We start from the raw sequence: 16,899 nt of genomic DNA, 5'->3' as shown, positions 1-16,899 counted from the left end.
GCCGGCGGTAAACCGCGGGCAGGGTCAGTCGATCAGCGCACGGATGCGGTCGCGGACGCGCAGGGCGTGGCCCATCTCCGCGGCTACACGGTCTTCGCGCAGCCGGACGTTCTCGCGGAACGCCGTCTCACGGCCGACGGCCGCCGACTGGCGCTTGAAGGAGAGCGTGGTTTCGTTCGACAGGTTGTCGAGGGTCGTCGAGAGCTTGTTCTGGACGCCGTCGAGCTTGTCGGCGGTGCGTGCCAGGCCGTTGACGATCGAGGTTGCCGACGGGGTGAACAGGCCGGTGAAGGCGAGGATGAGCGTGCGGATCAGGGTCAAGTCGGTGCTCCTTGAGTGAACGGTTCGGGTCGGTTGCGGGACGCGCGGGAAGGGGGCAAGCCGTCGGCCGCCTCAAGTTCCTCTTGCAGCAGCGCGAGGGCGCGCCAGGCGACCATCGCGGAGTGCCTCATGCCCTTGTCGTCGAGCTTCCCGGTGTCGACGAGGTGACGCATGATCTTGTTGCGGTGATCGGTGGACTTCGACCGATCCCAATGCATCCCGGCGTCCGGGTGGTGCTGCTGCGTGGCGACGTGCGAGAGCCGCGCGACCTCGGCGAGGGCGTTCGGGAAGTAGTCCAGCAGGCCGTCCGCCATGGGGTAGGCGAGGCGAGCGGTGGCGTCGTCGGGGAGCGAAGGGCGGTCGTCGGTCGGCGAGGCTGCCTTCGACTCCGTCGTAACAGGATAAAGGTCGGCCAAGCTGCCGTATCTGGTCTCCGCGCAACAGGCCTTGCCGGCGCGAGTGCATGTGCAAGGCGCGCCGTCGGGGAAGCACGTGACTTCCTTAAAGCTCATCGGTCTCATCCTTGAAGGTGTTGCCGCCCTCCTCCGGCAACGGGACCTCGGCCATCAGGCCAGTCTCGCGGTCGTATTTGAGGGCGATGAAGGGACCGACGGCATCGCCGGTCAGGCGGTCCTTGAGGCCGCGCACGGTGGTTGGGCAGGACGGGTCCTGCTTGTCGCGTTCGAGGCCGATCAGGTAGTGCGACCAGAAGGCCACGGCGCGGGAGCCGCGGAAGTGCTTCTCCTGCACCCGGCCGCCGTCCTCGTGGCTCTTGCCGTCGGGGGTGGCGAGGTGGAAGACGAGGTGGATGGTGACATCCAGTTCCTCGGCCAGCTCCGCCAGCTCCGACATGATGCCGTCGAGGCTCCGGCGTTCATCCTCGGCGCCCGCCGTCAGTGCGGTCATGGGGTCGATGATGAAATCGCGGACGCCCTCGGCGACACACAGGTAGCGAACCGTCGACTTGACGGTCTCCCAATTCCGCGCGCCCTTGAGCGACACGGACTTGAGGAGCGGCAGGAAGGTGCTGATCGCGGCCCGCAGCTCCGCCTTGTCATAGACGGTGCCGGGGACGTGGACCCGCTTACCGATCGCCATGCCGCCGAGCGTCTTGAGGGTCTGACGCGCCGGCTCCTCGTAGAGGATCGCGGCCACGGGGCGCGGGGCGGGCATCGGCAGGAAGTCGGAATGATCCTCCCCGAGGTCCGGCCGCATCGCCGTTAGGGCGAGCTGCTTGACCAAGGTTGTCTTGCCGGACCCGGTGCCCGCGCCCCAGGTGTAGAGCGCGCTCCGGCGGATGCCGTAGGTGCGCTGCGTCATTGTCCGCCAGGGCCACGGAAGGCCCCACGGCATCTCCTCGCAGGCGTCGTCGAGGATTTCGTCGAGGTCGGTGAGGACGTCCGGCTCCCACCGGCGGGCGCCCCAAATGGCATCCACCAGTTCCTTGCTCCGCCCCGCCTTGACCATCTCGTTCGCGTCCTTGAGCGGAAGCGAGGCGATGAAGCCCTTGCCGGGGGTGAGGAGGGGGAGGACCTCGTCGAGGGCCTCTCGGCCGGGGTCGTCTTCGTCGAAGCAGAAGACCACCTTCTCGAACCGTTCGAGGAACGACAGGGCCTTGGCGATGGCCTTCTTGGCACCGCCGGCGCCCGTCGGAACACTCACGGCAGGCCAAGTCAGGCCCATCGCCTGCGTCACCGACATCGCGTCGATCTCGCCTTCGGTCACGACGAGCATCTTGCCGCCATCCCGGCAGAGGTGCTGCCCGAACAGCGGCAGAGCCGCCTTCATGTCGCCGAGGACCATGAAGTCCTTGCCCGGCAGGCGAACCTTCTGCGCCACGACGCGGCCCGCTTCGTCCCGGTAGGGCGCGATGTGGCAACGTGAGCCGTTGAAGGTGCCGACCTGGTAGCCGAACTTGGCGCAGACGCGGTCGTCCAGCTTTCGGTTCGGGATGGCTTCGATGGCGCCGGTTAAGAGGCCGGCGGAGGGGCGCGCAGGGCGCTCCGAAGGTTCTCCGCCGGCCTCGTCGTCATCGGCTGGGGTGTAGTGGTGGCACTTGTGGCAGTAGCGGTGCCCGTCGTCATAGACGCCGTTCGCATCGCTGCTCCCGCACTCCTCGCAGCCGGTCTTGTAGAGCAGTTCGCTCTCGGGCGGGTCGCTCACCGACCCTCCCGCCGGGAGACACGCCACGCGGGTTCGCGCTTGACCGGCAGGCGGGCCGCGCTGACGTCGATGCCGGCTTTGTCGCAGGCAGCGAGCATCGCTTCGCCGAGCGCCGTAGGGCGCTTAACGAGGTCGCGCGGGATGGCAGCGGGGCGCGGCGAGGCGCCCGCAGGGGTCTTGCGGTTTCGCATGGGTGTCTCCGAAGGGGATCAGTGGGCGGGTTTCAGTGCCCGATGGTCAGGGTTTATTGGCGGCCCACCACTCGCGAACCGCGAAGCTGGGGCACGCCTTCTGGACCCCCGGCACGTCGCGATGCCCGAGGACTTCTGCCTTCGGGTGCTTGCGCGTCAGGGTGGTCAGGAGGGTCTTGAGTGAGGCGTATTGGACGGGCGTGAAGTTCGCCTCGCCGAGGCCCTTGCGGGCCGCCTCGGAGCCGATGGGCGGCGCTCCGCCGACAAGGCAGACGGCCAGCGAGCGGCTGTTGATGCGCGGCTCGTGCGCGCCGGGCTGGTCCGTCGGGCGGCCGGTCTCGACCGTGCCGTCCCGCTTGATGACGAAGTGGTAGCCGATGTCGCGCCAGCCCTTTTCACGGTGCCAGCGGCGGATGTCGGCCGCGCCGATCGCCTCGTGCTTGCCCCCTGCCGGCGTTGCCGAACAGTGGACCGCGAGGAAGTCGATGCGGGTCATGGGGTTATATTTGATCTCGTTCTCGATGGCTTGGAGCCAGTCCGCGACGGCGGCCACCTGGTCGGCGGTCGCGTTCGTCTTGATGCGGTTGGCTAAGTCGCTGATGACGACGACGTTGCCCGGCACATAACCGAGCGCTGGGTTGATGCGGTCGAGACTATAAGAGCCGGAATGGCGCTTGCCGCGACCTGCGGAGAGCGGGATGCCGAGTGCAGGGCAGACGGTCGGGAGCGTGAGGTCGTCTTCGGTGAGGTTGAAGGGTAGGCCGAGGTCGCTGGCCCGCTTCTTCGCGGAATAGAGCATCCGCTTGAGCGGGTTATTGGCCGTCCAATTCCGATGCTTCTGGTTCGACAACGGATCGCGCTGGCGGCTTCTCCGCTTCTGCGTGGCCGCTGTGACACGTTGACACGCGGCGCATTTACGCGGGCGGCCGCCGGTTCGGGTGATCGGCGGGACCTCGGCTCCGCACCCGCTACATATCGGCGGTGCGGATGGTGATCGCGACGCCAGGTTCGGTCTCGGTCCACGCTTTCGATATGGTCAGATGCACGACCTGTGAGTCGTCGTGCCAGAACCGCCCGTCCTTGGTGATGACGTCCAGCGGCCCCTTTCCATAGTTATCGGTATCGGATCGAGGCGCGGGGAGTTTGGTCGTCTTCGGTCGCTTCACAAAGCAAGCGACCTCCACGGCCACAGGCCCATCGAAGCGCACAGCCGGAACGGCTTTCAGCGCTTCGAGCATTTCCTTCTGCCACTCCTGGTATTCCTTGGGTGAGTAGAAGGACGCGATGGGCTTCCGGCCCGGCGCCGTGATGACCCGTGCCCGCGGTCGCGGGGTGGGCATCGGTTCGACGTCGAGCCGGAAGGATGTGTGGGTCAGGCCACGAGGTGCCCGATCAGGGCACCGACGAGCGCGAAGCCGACAGCCTTGACGATGCCGGTCAGCTCAATGCGAGGTGCCGGTCGCCCGAGCGCCACGACGCAGACGGTGCAGAACATGACGATCCCGAACCACACGGCAAAGCCGATGAGAGCGCCGGTAATCACAGATCGTCGTCGTCCGGTGCGTTGCCGGCATCAGCGCCGACTCCGAACTCCTGCTCGGCGTAGCCGGACAGGTCGTCGCCTTCCTCCTCGCCGAAGCCGTAGCCGGCCGCGTCACGTGAGCCGAACACGACGAGCTTGATGATCTGCGCGGCTCCGAGACGCAGGCTGACGCCCACGGTCTTGTCGTTCTGCGCCACATACGGCACCAGCTCGACCGAGACCTTCATCTCGGAGCCGCCGCCAATCTGCGGCGGGTTCTTGATGAGCAGCCCCTTGGCGTCGAAGATGTTCGGCTTGCGCGTCCACGGCTTGCCGGTCTTCTTCGAGATGCCGCTGGCGGTCATCTTGGCCTTGACCAGGATGCGGCCGGTCTCGTCGCCGGTGGCCGGGTCTTCCTCGGCCTTGAACGGCGACACCTTGGTCAGCTTCTTGGCGAGGCCGCCCTTGCCGGCATCTTCGAGGGCCTTGACCTCCTCGTCGAAGCGCTCGTCGACCATCTGCTCGACGATCTGGCGGAACTTGTCGAGGCCCGGCGTGTCGGCGTCGAACGCCAGCTTGACCTCATAGACACCGGCAGCATTGAACTTGGTGTCAGGCGTGTTGAGCTTGGGGAAAATCGCCGTGCCCTTCGGCGTCACAAACGTCTTATTTGCCATTCAGTCCTTCATCTCTGCGACGGTGTTGAGGACGTCGCGGGTGAAGCGGTCCACCTGATAGCCCATGCTTAGGGCGGCGGTGGCCGCGACCAGGTCCACCATGCCGGTGTCCTTGGTTTCGTCAGCGGTGGTCTCGACCAACCGCTCGTAGTTCAGGTCGTTCATGCTTTGCGGAGTTCTCCGCTGGCGTAGTCCCGGATCGCCTCGAAGTGCGGGTTGCGGCCCGCGTCGGCGTCGGCGATCTGCCGGTGAGCGCGGGCGAGCAGCTCGTGCCCGTCCATGCCTGCCGACTGTGCCGTGAGGGCCGCGGTCAGGAACATCGCTTCGAGGGCGCGGGATGGGTGGGTGCCCTGGAGGGCGTCGATCAGGGTGAAGCAGGGGACCTTGAGGGGTTCCAGCGAAGAACTCGCGGCGACCCCCAAGGCGATTGTCGAGGGGTGCATTATGCGGCGGGGGTCCGCCCCACGGCAACGATCCGTCCGTCCTCGAACGTCACCTTGACGCCGAACACGAGATTGTCGTCCTGCCCGAGGCGGCAATCGCCTTCGGCGACCTCGACCACCGCCGGGCCGCCATCGTTGACGGTGTTGAGGACCGGAAAGAGGTTCATGTAGACCACAAAGAACCGCTCGGTGCGCTCCGGCACGTTCACGAGGTCGTGGCTGTGCTCGTGTCTCGAATGGATATAGCGGCCGTCGACCGTGAAGCCGCCCACCAGTTCGGCGCCAGAGTCGGACGCATACGCGGCGATGATCGGGTAGGCGCTCTTGATGTCCGTCGCGATGATGCGCGCCTTGCGGCCGTCGCGGGTCTGCACCGGCTTCGCCGGATCGAATTGCTTGGTCATGTGATGCTCCAGAGGAATTGGTTTCAGTGCCCGATGGTCAGGGGCATTCGAGACGCAGTCAGCGCAGGAGGCGGCGGAGCTGACGAACGGCGTAAAGGATCGTGCCCAGGCGCAGCACGTCATCGCCGGCGGCGTCGGCGGCGTGTTCCAGCTCCGCAATGCGACGGGTGATGCGTGCTTCGAGCGGCTCCTTCACAGCGGCACCCCCATTTCCCCGCCGAGGACCGTCACGACCCCGCTGTTCTCCGCGATCTGCCTTGCGATGCGCCGAGCGCTCTCCGTCGGCAGCTTGATGTGCTTCGCCGGGTTCCTCGGCGGGTAGGTCTGCGTGTGCATGTTCAGGTTCCCTTTGGGTTCAGTGCCCGATGGTCAGGGGCAATTAGATAGTTGGGATGGTGGAACTATTAGGCAAAGGTATAAGCGGCATTGAGGATGCAGCTTAGGTCGAGGGTGCCTGCCTGCGGCGGGGGCGGGAGCTGGTCTGCCAGCTCCTCGCCAAGCTGGTCCTTGAGTTCGTCGTAGAGGCGCCCGAGGACATCGTCCTCATACTGCGCCACGAAGGTCTCCCGCAGGATTGCCGAGAGGCGCCCGGTGTGCGCCGCGTGCGTCCCGAAGCTGTCGTGGATCACCGCGAGGTGCTGGATGCCTTCACCCTTGCAGGCAAGCGCGACGGACTGGAGGTGCGCCGCGTCGAGCGAGTGGACGAAGTTCGGGGCGACCCCGTTGGCCTGGCTGCGGCTGTCCAGACCCTCGGCCTCGACCTTCACGATCACTTGCACGCGTTGGCCGCACCAATGCGTGTCGATGACGTGCCCCTTCTGCGCCTTGTATTCCTGCAAGATTGGCAGACCCATCGGGGTCGTCCACCACAGAGGAAGGCCACCCTTCGACGCCACCTTCGCGGCCTCTCTGAGCCAATCCATCGCCTGCGCGGCGGCCCGAACAGTCTGGCTGATGGAACTATATAGGACATGCGAGAGCCACATCGCCGCGTGATAGTTGTCCGCGCCGCCGAGGTAGGGCGGATTGCCGGCCTCCTCCGCTGCCCGGTCCAGTTCCTTCAACGTCCCGAGGATCATCGACTGCATCCCGAAGCGAGTCGCCGAGTAGCAGAAGGTCATCGTCGGGCGCTTCGCGATCGATCGGGAAACCTTGCCGCCGGCCCATGCCTTGCGGATGACTTCGGGATCGATGTCGATCTCGTTCCCGTCCGCATCGCGGCCCGTCAGTTTGATCGAGGAGACCTCGAACGGCAGGTCTTCCAGCGCAGCGTCCGCGAACCCCTGCGCGCGCCGCGCAACGGCCCCATAGATGTCCTGCGGGCGCTCCGAGGGGAGCAGGTTGACCGCCTTGCCGCCTTCCTCGTCGCGCAGCATCGCCGAGAAGTGCTGGAGGCCCGAGCAGGACCCGTCCAGCGCGATCGGGATGCGCGAGGCATAGTCCGCCGGGTTGTCGAGCGCCCATGCGTCGGCCAGCTCCAGGCACGCCGCGAGTGCGCAGTAGGGGCTGTCGGCCGTCGTCCAGAACCGCTGCCCGTCGAGCGGATCGCGGCCGCTGTCGAGCAGGGCTTCGATGTTCTCGGTCGTCCACGCGAGCCGCTCCTCGAATGGGACCTTGTCGACCCCGAACAGGTTGGCGATGTGGATGCAGAGCCAGCGATACCCCTCGGCCCCCAAAGGAACCCCGTCGGCGAACTCAAGCAGCCCTTTCTGCCAGTCCGACCCCTGCGGCGACGGACCAGCGACGGCGATCGGGTAGATGCGGCCGCGGAAGTCCAGCTCGTGGGGGTAGTAGATGGCTTCCTCGTCGGTGAACCGACGGGCGACCCAAAGACCTTGATGGACCGCGAGGCGCATCGACAGACGCTCGGCGTTGCGAGCGTAGACCTCCCCGGCGGCGCGCTTCCAGCGCTCGCGGGCTTCGCTGTTGGTGTCGATGTCGATCGGCTTGGTCGGCGTGGGTTCGTCGTCGCGCATCGGCAGGCCGCCGAGCGACCCCCCGCCATCCCACACGACCTGCATGACGTCGAGGACGCGGCTGTTGATGCGCCAGGCGGTGTCCTGAACGTGGTTCGCGGCGTCGTAGACGTCCTTGATGTCCACGTTGCGTAGCTCGTCGTGATAGGCGCGGTTGCGCTGCTTCACGAACCGATTGCCGGCGCGTGGGGTTAGGTATCCGCCGTAGCTGGGGGACCGCCAGCGGCGCGGACGGATCAGCATAGGCATGCTGAGAGGGTCGAGGATTTCGCAGCGAGCGTGCTGCTCGTCGAGCCACTTCTGGAGGGCTTCCGACGGACGCAGGGCGATGCCGTAGCCGCGCGACCGGCGGACCTGGTCCTGAACAAACATGCCCGTCGAGTCCATGACCAGCTCGATGCACTTCATGCCGACCGCGGCCTTCTGCTGCTGGCTGATCTCGATGGCGACCCCCTCGCTGTCGAGGAGCTTCTTCACGGCGCTCTTGCGCTGGCGGGAATAGCCGCGCTGTTCCTGCGCCTTAAGCCAGCCCTTGTAGCCGAGTTTGTTCTGCTCACGGAAGGACGAGAGTTCGAGGTTCTCGATCAGCGCCTCGGCGACCTGCACGGCCACCGTCTGCATCATCGACTGCGCCACGCTGCCGTTCAACATGCACCGGAGGGTGAGGTAGGCGGCCGCGTCGGGCTTGGTCAGGAGGAGGAAGTCCGCGGCGGCGTGCCGGCGGCCAGCCTTGCCGCTGCACACTTCGGCCAGAAACTCCTCGATCGCTTGCGCAGCGACCAGCACGGTCGACTTGATGAGCTTCTGCCCAGGCGGGAGGTTCGCTTCCTCGTCGATGGTGCCCGCCTCGGGCTTCCAAGGCAACTCGCGGGCACGATAGCGACGGGCACCGAGCGCGCGGCTGTCATCCTCCAGCTCGATCTGCCGGCGGATGAGGTCGCGTGTGATGGTCTGCATTATGGTCCTTCCGGTTCGGGGATTGGGCGCGCCGAACGCGCGCCGAGGGCGCAAAAAAAGCCCCCGAGAGGGATGCTCTCGGAGGCTCGTGGGTGTTCGTGGGATCAGACGCGGACGATGACGCCGCCGTCGGTCATGCGGTAAGCCTTCCCGGCTTCGATAAGCGCGCCGTCTACGGTGTCTCCGACCTCGACCAGCTTACGGCGGTAGCGCTGCTGCGCGGACGACCAGTGCTTGAAGACCAGCGTGCTGCCATAGCCGCCGGTCAGCGTGCTGCCATAGCCGCCGGTCAGCGTGCTGTCGTCGCCGCCGGTCAGCGTGCTGCGATTGCCGCCGGTCAGCGTGCTGCGATTGCCGCCGGTCAGCGTGCTGCGATTGCCGCCGGTCAGCGTGCTGTCGTCGCCGCCGGTCAGCGTGCTGCCATAGCCGCCGGTCAGCGTGCTGCGATTGCCGCCGGTCAGCGTGCTGCCATAGCCGCCGGTCAGGCTCACGCCAACAACACAGGTCCCGGCGGGTGCCCGCTCGTAGATGTAGCGGGTAGCCTCCTCCTGCGTACCGGAGAAGACAACCCGGCCCTCGGGGTACTTCACCTTGTCTGATGATGCCTGCACGTACTCGTCGATCTCGACGACCTGCCAACGCGAGTCGGGGTGGAAAGTCAGGTAACCGGAGCCGCCTTCGCCCCACAGCAAGCCGTGCAGCCCGTTCCCGCAGCGCGGCGAGGGGTCCCAATCGGGGGCGATGACGCGTCCGCTCTCCGGCCACTGGAACGTTGGGGTGTGATAGGAGCGCCCATCCTTATCCGAGGTGCGGAGGACGAGAGCAGGTTTGTCGAGCTTCACGAGGGTCATGTCAGTCTCCTTGAAGTGCGCGGAAGGGAGGCCGGAAGTGGCCTAGAGGTGCGCGGTGAGTGGATGGCCCGAGGCTTGGGTCGCCGAGGGTCAGGGGTAATTGTGGGGGTCTCCGAGGGCGGCTAAGACGACCCCGGAGGTGCGCTATGGGTGACCAGTGGGACCACGCTGCGCGGGCGTTCGTGGTGGTTGCGCTGCTTTATGCGGCGTTCGAGGGCGGCCGAGGGTGGGAGCGGGCACTCGCGAGAAAACGGCGGGAGTCCGGGGGTGCGCCGAAGGATCACTCCTAGAGTTACACCTTCAGTCAGCGCACCCCGAAGGTCAGGGGCAATCATCCCTGCCTTGGCACGATAATCGGGATGGTGGAACTATCGTGCCAGATCGTGCCAGCGGCGGGGATTTTTCGTCGTGCCGCCCGGCACACCCGAAGAAATCCCCGCAACCCCGCAGAAATGCTGGAGCAAATAGAGCCTCCGCTACCACTTGGACAGTCCGGAAGCCCCGCCGTGCCGGTGCGCGGCGGGGCTTCCGTGCCTTCAGGCGCCCCAGTCGGCGATCAGCCAGCAGAGCAACACGAAAGGCACCGTGATCGCCAGCCCGATCAGGATCGAGCGGACCGGGCCGAGCTTGAAGGCGCGGTGGTCCGCAGCCTTCACCGCCTCGATCTTTGCCCGATAGGCCGGGTCGCCGCGCAGCATGCCGATGTCGATCATCGATCCGGTCTTGAGGAAATCGAGGATCTCAGCACTCTCCTCGGGGCTGAGATTGGGGTGGTGGTTCAGCAACCCGGCGATGCGGGTGCGGCGCGCGAGATCGGCGCCATTTTGTTCTTCCATGATATATTCCTTCGACGGCGCGCATACGCGCCTGCGGCCGCGCGTGGCGGCCGGTTTCAGCGAACGGTGAATGGGCGGGCTGCCCGCTCAGGCGGCGAGCGGCGGGGCGCGGGCGCGATTGGCGCGGTCGAGCGCATCGCCGCGGCGCGCGCTTGCGCCGTCGGCATATTGAGTGCTGCCCGCGGCAGGAACGGCGATGAGGGCGGGGGCGGCGGATGGGAGAGGCGGTGGCGCGCCATCCTGATCGTCGTGCGGCTTGGAGGCAGTGAGCCGTTGGCCGGTGGCCTTGAGCGCGTGGCCGGTATCGCGGAACTGCGCGGCGAGGGGTGCGGGCTGGACCAGCTTCGCCGCGACCGCGCCGGCTTCGACGAGCGCCGCCGGGCGGATCGCGCCGGCGGACGCCTGCAGCGCCAGCAGCATCGCGAGCAGCGTCGTCCACAACGCCCAAGGGGCGCGGCGAGCGGCGTGCGGTGAGGCGGCTGGCGCGGTCATCGCAGCGGATATAGTCGCGGCGACCCTGAAGGCCAGCTTAAGCGCCGCCTCCCGTGCCACCCATGCCGGAGTCGCGGATCGTCTCCATCGCCACGAAGGTGGAGGTGCTGGCGACGTGCGGCAGGCTCGAGATGCGCTCGCCCAGCACCTCGCGATAGCGGCGGATGTCGGCGGTGCGGACCTTCAGGAGATAGTCGAAGCTGCTGGCGATCATGTGGCATTCCTCGACCTCGGGAATGCGCAGCACGGCGCGGCGGAATGCCTCCAGCGCTTCCTCGCGCGTGTCGGAGAGCTTCACCTCGGCAAAGGCGATATGGTCGAGGCCGAGGCGGGCCGGATCGACGATCGCGCGGAAGCCGCGGATCGTGCCGTTGGCGATCAACCGCTTCACGCGGACCTGGCAGGGCGTCTTGGACAGGCCGACACGGGCAGCGAGATCGGTGATCGCGATGCGGCCGTCGGCGCGCAGCACGTCGATGATCTTGCGGTCGAACGCATCCAAAGTGACCGGATCGGCGGGCTTGTCAGTCATATTTGCCTTCAGATGCCGTTAAATGAGGGCGAAACGCTATGCCGGAGAGTGTTCAAAAGTCCAATCCAGATGCGCAAAGCTGGTAGGATATCGGCGCCACCATACTCACGAGGATGCCTGATGACCGCGCCCTTCGCCGATTTCGCCCCGCCGATCCGCCCGCAGACGCCGCTGCGCGCGGCGATCACCGCTGCCTATCGCCGGCCCGAGCCGGAATGCCTTCCGCCGCTGGTCGAGCAGGCGACGCTGCCCGAGGGCACGCGTGAGGCGGCGCGGGCGACCGCCGCGGCGCTGATCACCGCGCTGCGCACCAAGCACAAGGGCACCGGCGTCGAGGGGCTGGTGCAGGAATATGCGCTGTCTAGCCAGGAAGGCGTGGCGCTGATGTGCCTCGCCGAGGCGCTGCTGCGCATCCCCGACGACGATACGCGCGACGCACTTATCCGCGACAAGATCGCCGACGGCGACTGGAAGTCGCATATCGGCGACGGGCGCTCGCTGTTCGTCAACGCCGCGACCTGGGGGCTGGTGGTGACGGGCAAGCTGACCGGGAGCGTCAACGACGCCGGGCTGGGAGCGGCGCTGACGCGGCTGATCGCGCGCGCGGGCGAGCCGGTGATCCGCCGCGGCGTCGATATGGCGATGCGGATGATGGGCGAGCAGTTCGTCACCGGCGAGACCATCGCCGAGGCGCTGAAGCGCGCGCGGGCATTGGAGGCGCGCGGTTTCCAGTACAGCTACGACATGCTGGGCGAGGCGGCGACGACGATGGCCGATGCCGAGCGCTACTATCGCGATTACGAGAATGCGGTGAACGCGATCGGCGAGGCCTCGGCGGGACGCGGCGTGGTCGGCGGGCCGGGTATCTCGATCAAGCTGTCGGCACTGCATCCGCGCTATGCTCGCGCCCAGGCCGGGCGCGTGATGAGTGAGCTGCTGCCCAGGGTGAAGGCGCTGGCGGTGCTGGCCAAGCGCTATGACATCGGCTTCAACATTGATGCCGAGGAAGCCGACCGGCTCGAGCTGTCGCTCGACCTGCTCGAGAGCCTGGCGCTCGATCCGGATCTCAAGGGCTGGGACGGGCTGGGGTTCGTGGTCCAGGCCTATGGCAAGCGCTGCCCGTTCGTGATCGACTGGATCGTCGATCTCGCCGCGCGCGCCGGGCGGCGGATCATGGTGCGGCTGGTCAAGGGCGCTTATTGGGACGCCGAGATCAAGCGGGCCCAAGTGGAAGGGCTACCCGACTTCCCGGTCTATACGCGCAAGATCTACACCGACGTCGCCTATATTGCCTGCGCACGCAAGCTGCTGGCGAACCGCGACCGGATCTTCCCCCAATTCGCGACGCACAATGCCCAGACGCTGGCGACCATCTACCACATGGCGGGGTCGGACTTCGCGATCGGCGACTATGAGTTCCAGTGCCTGCACGGCATGGGCGAGCCGCTTTACGACGAGGTGGTCGGTGCGGCCAAGCTCAACCGACCGTGCCGCATCTATGCGCCGGTTGGGACGCACGAGACGCTGCTCGCCTATCTGGTGCGGCGCCTGCTGGAGAACGGGGCCAACTCCTCCTTCGTGAACCGCATCGCCGATCCCGAGGTGTCGATCGCCGAGCTGGTCGCCGATCCGGTCGATCAGGTGCGGTCGATGGATGTGGTCGGTGCCAAGCATCCGCTGATCGCGCTGCCCGCCGGCCTCTATGGCGCACGGCGTAATTCGGAGGGACTCGACCTGTCGAGCGAGACGGTGCTGGCGGCGCTTGGCGATGCGTTGCGCGCGAGCGCGGCGGCGGGCTGGGTGGCGGAGCCGGCCGACCGGCTCGGCACCTCGCGCCCGGTGTACAATCCGGCGGACGGCAAGGATGTGGTCGGCACGGTGGTTGAGGTCAGCCCGGAAGCCGCGCAGGCGGCGGTGGCGGCGGCGCAGGCGGCCGCGGCGGACTGGGCCGCGGTGCCTCCGGCCGATCGCGCCGCATGCCTCGATCGCGCCGCGGACCTGATGCAGGACCGGATGCAGATCCTGATGGGCCTGATCATGCGCGAGGCGGGCAAGTCTGCGCCCAACGCGATCGCCGAGGTGCGCGAGGCGATCGACTTCCTGCGCTACTATGCGGCGCAGGCGCGCGCGATGCTCGGCGCGGCGCACAAGCCGCTCGGAGCGGTGACCTGCATCAGCCCGTGGAACTTCCCGCTGGCGATCTTCACCGGGCAGATCGCGGCGGCGCTGGTGACGGGCAACACCGTGCTCGCCAAACCAGCCGAGGAGACCCCGCTGATCGCCGCGCAGGGCGTCGCGATCCTGCACGAGGCGGGCATCCCCGCCGCGGCGCTTCAGCTGGTGCCGGGCGACGGCGCGATCGGCGCGGCGCTGGTGTCGGCGCCGGGCACGCAGGCGGTGATGTTCACCGGCTCGACCGAGGTGGCGCGGATCATCCAGAAGGAACTGGCCACGCGCCTCACCACCGATAACCTCCCTGTCCCCTTCATCGCCGAGACCGGCGGGCAGAACGCGATGATCGTCGACAGCTCGGCGCTCGCCGAGCAGGTGGTCGCGGATGTGATCGCGTCGGCCTTCGACAGCGCCGGCCAGCGCTGTTCGGCGCTGCGCGTGCTATGTCTGCAGGACGATGTCGCCGACCGCATCCTGGCGATGCTCAAGGGCGCGCTGCACGAGCTGTCGATCGGGCGCACCGACAGCCTCGCCACCGATATCGGCCCGGTCATCACCGCCGAGGCCAAGGCCAATATCGAGGGCCATATCGAAAAGATGCGTGGCATGGGCCGCGCGGTCGAGCAGATCGAGCTGGCGGGCGAGACGGCGCAGGGCACCTTCGTCCCGCCGACGATCATCGAGCTGGAGAGCATCGCGGATCTGGAGCGCGAGGTGTTCGGGCCGGTGCTTCATGTGGTGCGCTACAAGCGCCGCGATCTCGACCGGGTGATCGATGCGATCAACGCCACCGGCTATGGCCTGACCTTCGGTCTGCACACGCGGCTCGACGAGACGATCGCGCATGTCAGCCAGCGGGTCGAGGCGGGCAACCTCTACATCAACCGCAATATCATCGGCGCGGTGGTGGGCGTGCAGCCGTTCGGCGGGCGCGGGCTTTCGGGCACCGGGCCCAAGGCGGGCGGGCCGCTCTATCTGGGCCGGCTGGTGCAGGCCGCGACCGTGCCGCCGGGTCTGGCATCGGCGGCGAGCGATCCGGCGCTGCGCGACTTCGCATTATGGCTGGGCGAAGAGGGCGAGGTGGCGCGCGCTGCGGGCGAGGTCTCGCTGCTGGGCGCCGAGGTGGAGCTGCCCGGCCCGGTGGGCGAGCGCAATGTCTATGCGTTGCACCCGCGTGGCACGATCCTGCTGCTGCCGCAGACGCGCGTAGGGCTGATCGGGCAGGTCGCGGCGGTGCTCGCAACGGGCAATCGCGCGGTGATTGGCAACGCGGCGCTGCGAAGCGAGCTGGCAGGCCTGCCCGAGCGCGTCGCGGCGCGGCTGAGCTGGGCGGACGCCTGGCGCGAGGCCGGGCCGTATAGCGGCGCGCTGATCGAGGGGGACGCCGCGGTGCGGACCGCGGCGCTCGCCGCGATTGCCGGACTGCCCGGGCCGATCGTGCTGGCGCAGGCGGGGACGCCGCGGCTCGACTGGCTGGTCGAGGAAGTCTCGATCTCCACCAACACGACCGCGGCGGGAGGCAATGCGAGCCTGATGGCGGTCGCCTGATCCTGCCAGATGGGGCTTTGCCGAGCGCCTCGCACGCTGCTACGCGCCCTCGCGACCAGGAGAGGGAGCCGGCGGATGCGCTATGACGTGGTGATCGTGGGGGCGGGGCATGGCGGCGCGCAGGCGGCGATCGCGCTGCGTCAGGCCAAGTTCGAGGGAAGCATCGCGATCATCGGCGAGGAGCCGGAGCTGCCGTACGAGCGGCCGCCGCTGTCGAAGGAATATTTTTCGGGGGAGAAGGCGTTCGAGCGGATTCTGATCCGCCCGGCCGCTTTTTGGGAGGAGCGCAAGGTCGACATGCTGCTCGGCCGCCGCGTGGTCAGCGTCGATCCCGAGGGGCATCGTGTCGTCACCGCCGATGGCGAGAGCATTGGCTATGGCCATCTGATCTGGGCCGCAGGGGGCGCGCCGCGGCGGCTGGGGTGTAGCGGCAACGATGCAGCGGGCGTCCACACGGTGCGCACGCGCGCCGATGCCGACCGGATGACGGCCGAGCTGCACCAGGTCACTCGGGCGGTGGTGATCGGCGGCGGCTATATCGGGCTGGAAGCCGCTGCGGTGCTGGCCAAGGCGGGCAAGCAGGTGGTGCTGCTCGAAGCGCTCGACCGGGTGCTGGCGCGCGTCGCGGGCGAGCCGTTGTCGCGCTTCTTCGAGGCGGAGCATCGCGCGCACGGGGTCGATGTGCGGTTGGGCGTCGCGGTCGATTGCATCGAGAGCGAGGGCGGCAAGGCGACGGGCGTGCGGCTCAAGGACGGCGAGGTGATCGCGGCCGAGATGGTGATCGTCGGCATCGGCATCGTGCCCGCGGTCGAGTCGCTGATCGCCGCGGGCGCGGAGGGCGGCAACGGCGTCGCCGTCGATGGCCATTGCCGCACCTCGCTGCCCGATGTGTTCGCGATCGGCGACTGCGCGCTGCACGCCAATGCCTTTGCCGACGGCATGCCGGTACGGCTCGAATCGGTGCAGAACGCCAACGATCAGGCGACCGTGGCCGCGAAAACCATCGCGGGCATCGAAGCGCATTATGACGCGGTGCCGTGGTTCTGGTCGAACCAGTATGACTTGAAGCTCCAAACGGTGGGGCTTTCCACCGGGCATGATGCGAGCGTGGTGCGCGGCGATCCGGCGACGCGCAGCTTCTCCGTGATCTACCTCAGGGAAGGGCAGGTGATCGCGCTCGACTGCGTCAATGCGACCAAGGACTATGTCCAGGGGCGCAAGCTGGTGGTCGAACGGATGGCGATCGACCCGGTGCGGCTCGCGGATGCCGGGACGCCGCTCAAGGAACTGGCGGGCTAGGGCGCGCTATCCTTCCTCGCTGGGCGGGCGGTGGCAGGCATAGCCGCCTGACGGAGGAGGAGGGAACGATGATGCTGATTGGGTTTCCTCCCCCTCCGACGCCTTCGGCGCCACCTCCCCCTGGCGGGGGAGGATTGGAATGGTCGTGCACCTCAGGGCCTTGCTCGCGCGTTGAAGGGGCATGCCTTCGAGCGTGATCCGAAGCTGGAATTATGATCCGGACGCAGCCCGGCTCGACATCCTGTTCGTGAGCGGGCGGCGATACAGCTATCACGACGTGCCCGAGCGCATCGCGCTGGGGATGCGCAAGGCGGTGTCGAAGGGCAGCTTCTTCAACCGGCGGATACGGGACCGGTTCCGGTTCACGCTGGAGCGGTGAGGCGGCAATTCCTCCCCGGCACGGGGAGGTGGCGCCGCGAAGCGGTGCCGGAGGGGCCGCCGCGCAGACGGCGGTGCGTGCGGTAAGCTGTCCGCCCTCTGCGGGGCGGCCCCTCCACCATGCTTCGCATGGTCCC

The 16,899-nt window shown here is 67.6% G+C and carries 20 protein-coding genes; 3 read left to right on the top strand and 17 right to left on the bottom strand.

The window, feature by feature from the left end; all coding sequences use genetic code 11:
• Positions 1-24: 24 nt before the first annotated feature.
• From VGD28_RS08805 to VGD28_RS08725, 17 genes are all read right to left on the bottom strand, one after another.
• Entirely contained in the window at positions 25-321 is a 297-nt protein-coding gene (locus tag VGD28_RS08805; protein ID WP_331027965.1) for a hypothetical protein, read from the bottom strand.
• Positions 318-833 carry a dATP/dGTP diphosphohydrolase domain-containing protein gene (locus tag VGD28_RS08800; RefSeq protein ID WP_331027964.1) on the bottom strand — a complete coding sequence of 172 codons (516 nt, stop codon included), beginning with the start codon at positions 831-833 and terminating at the stop codon, positions 318-320. The genes VGD28_RS08805 and VGD28_RS08800 overlap by 4 nt, the downstream gene beginning before the upstream one ends.
• On the bottom strand, positions 823-2,484 hold the full coding sequence (locus VGD28_RS08795) for a toprim domain-containing protein (protein WP_331027963.1): 1,662 nt from the start codon (positions 2,482-2,484) through the stop codon (positions 823-825). Before VGD28_RS08795 ends, VGD28_RS08800 begins: the two co-directional genes overlap by 11 nt.
• 237 nt (positions 2,485-2,721) lie before the next feature.
• Entirely contained in the window at positions 2,722-3,525 is an 804-nt protein-coding gene (locus VGD28_RS08790) for an N-acetylmuramoyl-L-alanine amidase (RefSeq protein WP_331027962.1), read from the bottom strand.
• Positions 3,526-3,643: 118 nt separating this feature from the next.
• Complete coding sequence (locus VGD28_RS08785) at positions 3,644-4,015, bottom strand: RusA family crossover junction endodeoxyribonuclease (protein ID WP_331027961.1); 372 nt, start codon at positions 4,013-4,015, stop codon at positions 3,644-3,646.
• A gap of 32 nt (positions 4,016-4,047) precedes the next feature.
• Positions 4,048-4,218: a hypothetical protein gene (locus tag VGD28_RS08780; protein ID WP_331027960.1), complete on the bottom strand. Its 171-nt coding sequence runs from the start codon at positions 4,216-4,218 to the stop codon at positions 4,048-4,050.
• Positions 4,215-4,874 carry a hypothetical protein gene (locus VGD28_RS08775; protein WP_331027959.1) on the bottom strand — a complete coding sequence of 220 codons (660 nt, stop codon included), beginning with the start codon at positions 4,872-4,874 and terminating at the stop codon, positions 4,215-4,217. The genes VGD28_RS08780 and VGD28_RS08775 overlap by 4 nt, the downstream gene beginning before the upstream one ends.
• Entirely contained in the window at positions 4,875-5,039 is a 165-nt protein-coding gene (locus tag VGD28_RS08770; protein WP_331027958.1) for a hypothetical protein, read from the bottom strand.
• Positions 5,036-5,296 (bottom strand): hypothetical protein, encoded by a 261-nt coding sequence (locus VGD28_RS08765; RefSeq protein ID WP_331027957.1) that lies wholly within the window; start codon positions 5,294-5,296, stop codon positions 5,036-5,038. The genes VGD28_RS08770 and VGD28_RS08765 overlap by 4 nt, the downstream gene beginning before the upstream one ends.
• A gap of 20 nt (positions 5,297-5,316) precedes the next feature.
• Positions 5,317-5,721 (bottom strand): hypothetical protein, encoded by a 405-nt coding sequence (locus VGD28_RS08760; protein WP_331027956.1) that lies wholly within the window; start codon positions 5,719-5,721, stop codon positions 5,317-5,319.
• 58 nt (positions 5,722-5,779) lie between these two features.
• Entirely contained in the window at positions 5,780-5,917 is a 138-nt protein-coding gene (locus tag VGD28_RS08755; RefSeq protein WP_331027955.1) for a hypothetical protein, read from the bottom strand.
• Complete coding sequence (locus tag VGD28_RS08750; protein ID WP_331027954.1) at positions 5,914-6,057, bottom strand: hypothetical protein; 144 nt, start codon at positions 6,055-6,057, stop codon at positions 5,914-5,916. The genes VGD28_RS08755 and VGD28_RS08750 overlap by 4 nt, the downstream gene beginning before the upstream one ends.
• Positions 6,058-6,125: 68 nt before the next feature.
• Entirely contained in the window at positions 6,126-8,654 is a 2,529-nt protein-coding gene (locus VGD28_RS08745; protein ID WP_331027953.1) for a DNA-directed RNA polymerase, read from the bottom strand.
• Positions 8,655-8,758: 104 nt separating this feature from the next.
• Positions 8,759-9,505, bottom strand: a complete 747-nt coding sequence (locus tag VGD28_RS08740) for a hypothetical protein (RefSeq protein WP_331027952.1) — start codon at positions 9,503-9,505, stop codon at positions 8,759-8,761.
• A 536-nt stretch (positions 9,506-10,041) separates the two neighbouring features.
• Complete coding sequence (locus VGD28_RS08735) at positions 10,042-10,341, bottom strand: hypothetical protein (protein ID WP_331027951.1); 300 nt, start codon at positions 10,339-10,341, stop codon at positions 10,042-10,044.
• 87 nt (positions 10,342-10,428) lie between these two features.
• Positions 10,429-10,833 carry a hypothetical protein gene (locus VGD28_RS08730; protein WP_331027950.1) on the bottom strand — a complete coding sequence of 135 codons (405 nt, stop codon included), beginning with the start codon at positions 10,831-10,833 and terminating at the stop codon, positions 10,429-10,431.
• Positions 10,834-10,870: 37 nt separating this feature from the next.
• Complete coding sequence (locus VGD28_RS08725) at positions 10,871-11,365, bottom strand: Lrp/AsnC family transcriptional regulator (protein ID WP_331027949.1); 495 nt, start codon at positions 11,363-11,365, stop codon at positions 10,871-10,873.
• A 120-nt stretch (positions 11,366-11,485) separates the two neighbouring features.
• Here VGD28_RS08725 and putA point away from each other — a divergent pair, with 120 nt between their 5' ends.
• The 3 genes from putA to VGD28_RS08710 all read left to right on the top strand — a co-directional run bounded on the left by putA (position 11,486) and on the right by VGD28_RS08710 (position 16,763).
• On the top strand, positions 11,486-15,085 hold the full coding sequence (gene putA, locus VGD28_RS08720; RefSeq protein WP_331027948.1) for a trifunctional transcriptional regulator/proline dehydrogenase/L-glutamate gamma-semialdehyde dehydrogenase: 3,600 nt from the start codon (positions 11,486-11,488) through the stop codon (positions 15,083-15,085).
• Between the two features lie 75 nt (positions 15,086-15,160).
• A complete protein-coding gene (locus VGD28_RS08715; protein ID WP_331027947.1) occupies positions 15,161-16,384 on the top strand; it encodes an NAD(P)/FAD-dependent oxidoreductase in 1,224 nt (407 codons plus the stop codon).
• A 181-nt stretch (positions 16,385-16,565) separates the two neighbouring features.
• Positions 16,566-16,763: a KTSC domain-containing protein gene (locus VGD28_RS08710; RefSeq protein ID WP_331027946.1), complete on the top strand. Its 198-nt coding sequence runs from the start codon at positions 16,566-16,568 to the stop codon at positions 16,761-16,763.
• Positions 16,764-16,899: the final 136 nt, after the last annotated feature.

This window comes from Sphingomonas sp. (assembly GCF_036402235.1).
In the GTDB taxonomy this organism is placed as follows: domain Bacteria; phylum Pseudomonadota; class Alphaproteobacteria; order Sphingomonadales; family Sphingomonadaceae; genus Sphingomonas.
This window is presented reverse-complemented; position numbering and strand designations above follow the sequence as displayed.

Bases quoted from the DNA above. Each gene is read 5' to 3' on its own strand.
- VGD28_RS08710 (WP_331027946.1), top strand. From the start codon at position 16,566: ATGCCTTCGAGCGTGATCCGAAGCTGGAATTATGATCCGGACGCAGCC.
- VGD28_RS08725 (WP_331027949.1), bottom strand. From the start codon at position 11,365: ATGACTGACAAGCCCGCCGATCCGGTCACTTTGGATGCGTTCGACCGC.
- VGD28_RS08760 (WP_331027956.1), bottom strand. From the start codon at position 5,721: ATGACCAAGCAATTCGATCCGGCGAAGCCGGTGCAGACCCGCGACGGC.
- VGD28_RS08770 (WP_331027958.1), bottom strand. From the start codon at position 5,039: ATGAACGACCTGAACTACGAGCGGTTGGTCGAGACCACCGCTGACGAA.
- VGD28_RS08740 (WP_331027952.1), bottom strand. From the start codon at position 9,505: ATGACCCTCGTGAAGCTCGACAAACCTGCTCTCGTCCTCCGCACCTCG.
- putA (WP_331027948.1), top strand. From the start codon at position 11,486: ATGACCGCGCCCTTCGCCGATTTCGCCCCGCCGATCCGCCCGCAGACG.
- VGD28_RS08715 (WP_331027947.1), top strand. From the start codon at position 15,161: ATGCGCTATGACGTGGTGATCGTGGGGGCGGGGCATGGCGGCGCGCAG.
- VGD28_RS08785 (WP_331027961.1), bottom strand. From the start codon at position 4,015: ATGCCCACCCCGCGACCGCGGGCACGGGTCATCACGGCGCCGGGCCGG.
- VGD28_RS08730 (WP_331027950.1), bottom strand. From the start codon at position 10,833: ATGACCGCGCCAGCCGCCTCACCGCACGCCGCTCGCCGCGCCCCTTGG.
- VGD28_RS08745 (WP_331027953.1), bottom strand. From the start codon at position 8,654: ATGCAGACCATCACACGCGACCTCATCCGCCGGCAGATCGAGCTGGAG.
- VGD28_RS08750 (WP_331027954.1), bottom strand. From the start codon at position 6,057: ATGCACACGCAGACCTACCCGCCGAGGAACCCGGCGAAGCACATCAAG.
- VGD28_RS08775 (WP_331027959.1), bottom strand. From the start codon at position 4,874: ATGGCAAATAAGACGTTTGTGACGCCGAAGGGCACGGCGATTTTCCCC.
- VGD28_RS08800 (WP_331027964.1), bottom strand. From the start codon at position 833: ATGAGCTTTAAGGAAGTCACGTGCTTCCCCGACGGCGCGCCTTGCACA.
- VGD28_RS08735 (WP_331027951.1), bottom strand. From the start codon at position 10,341: ATGGAAGAACAAAATGGCGCCGATCTCGCGCGCCGCACCCGCATCGCC.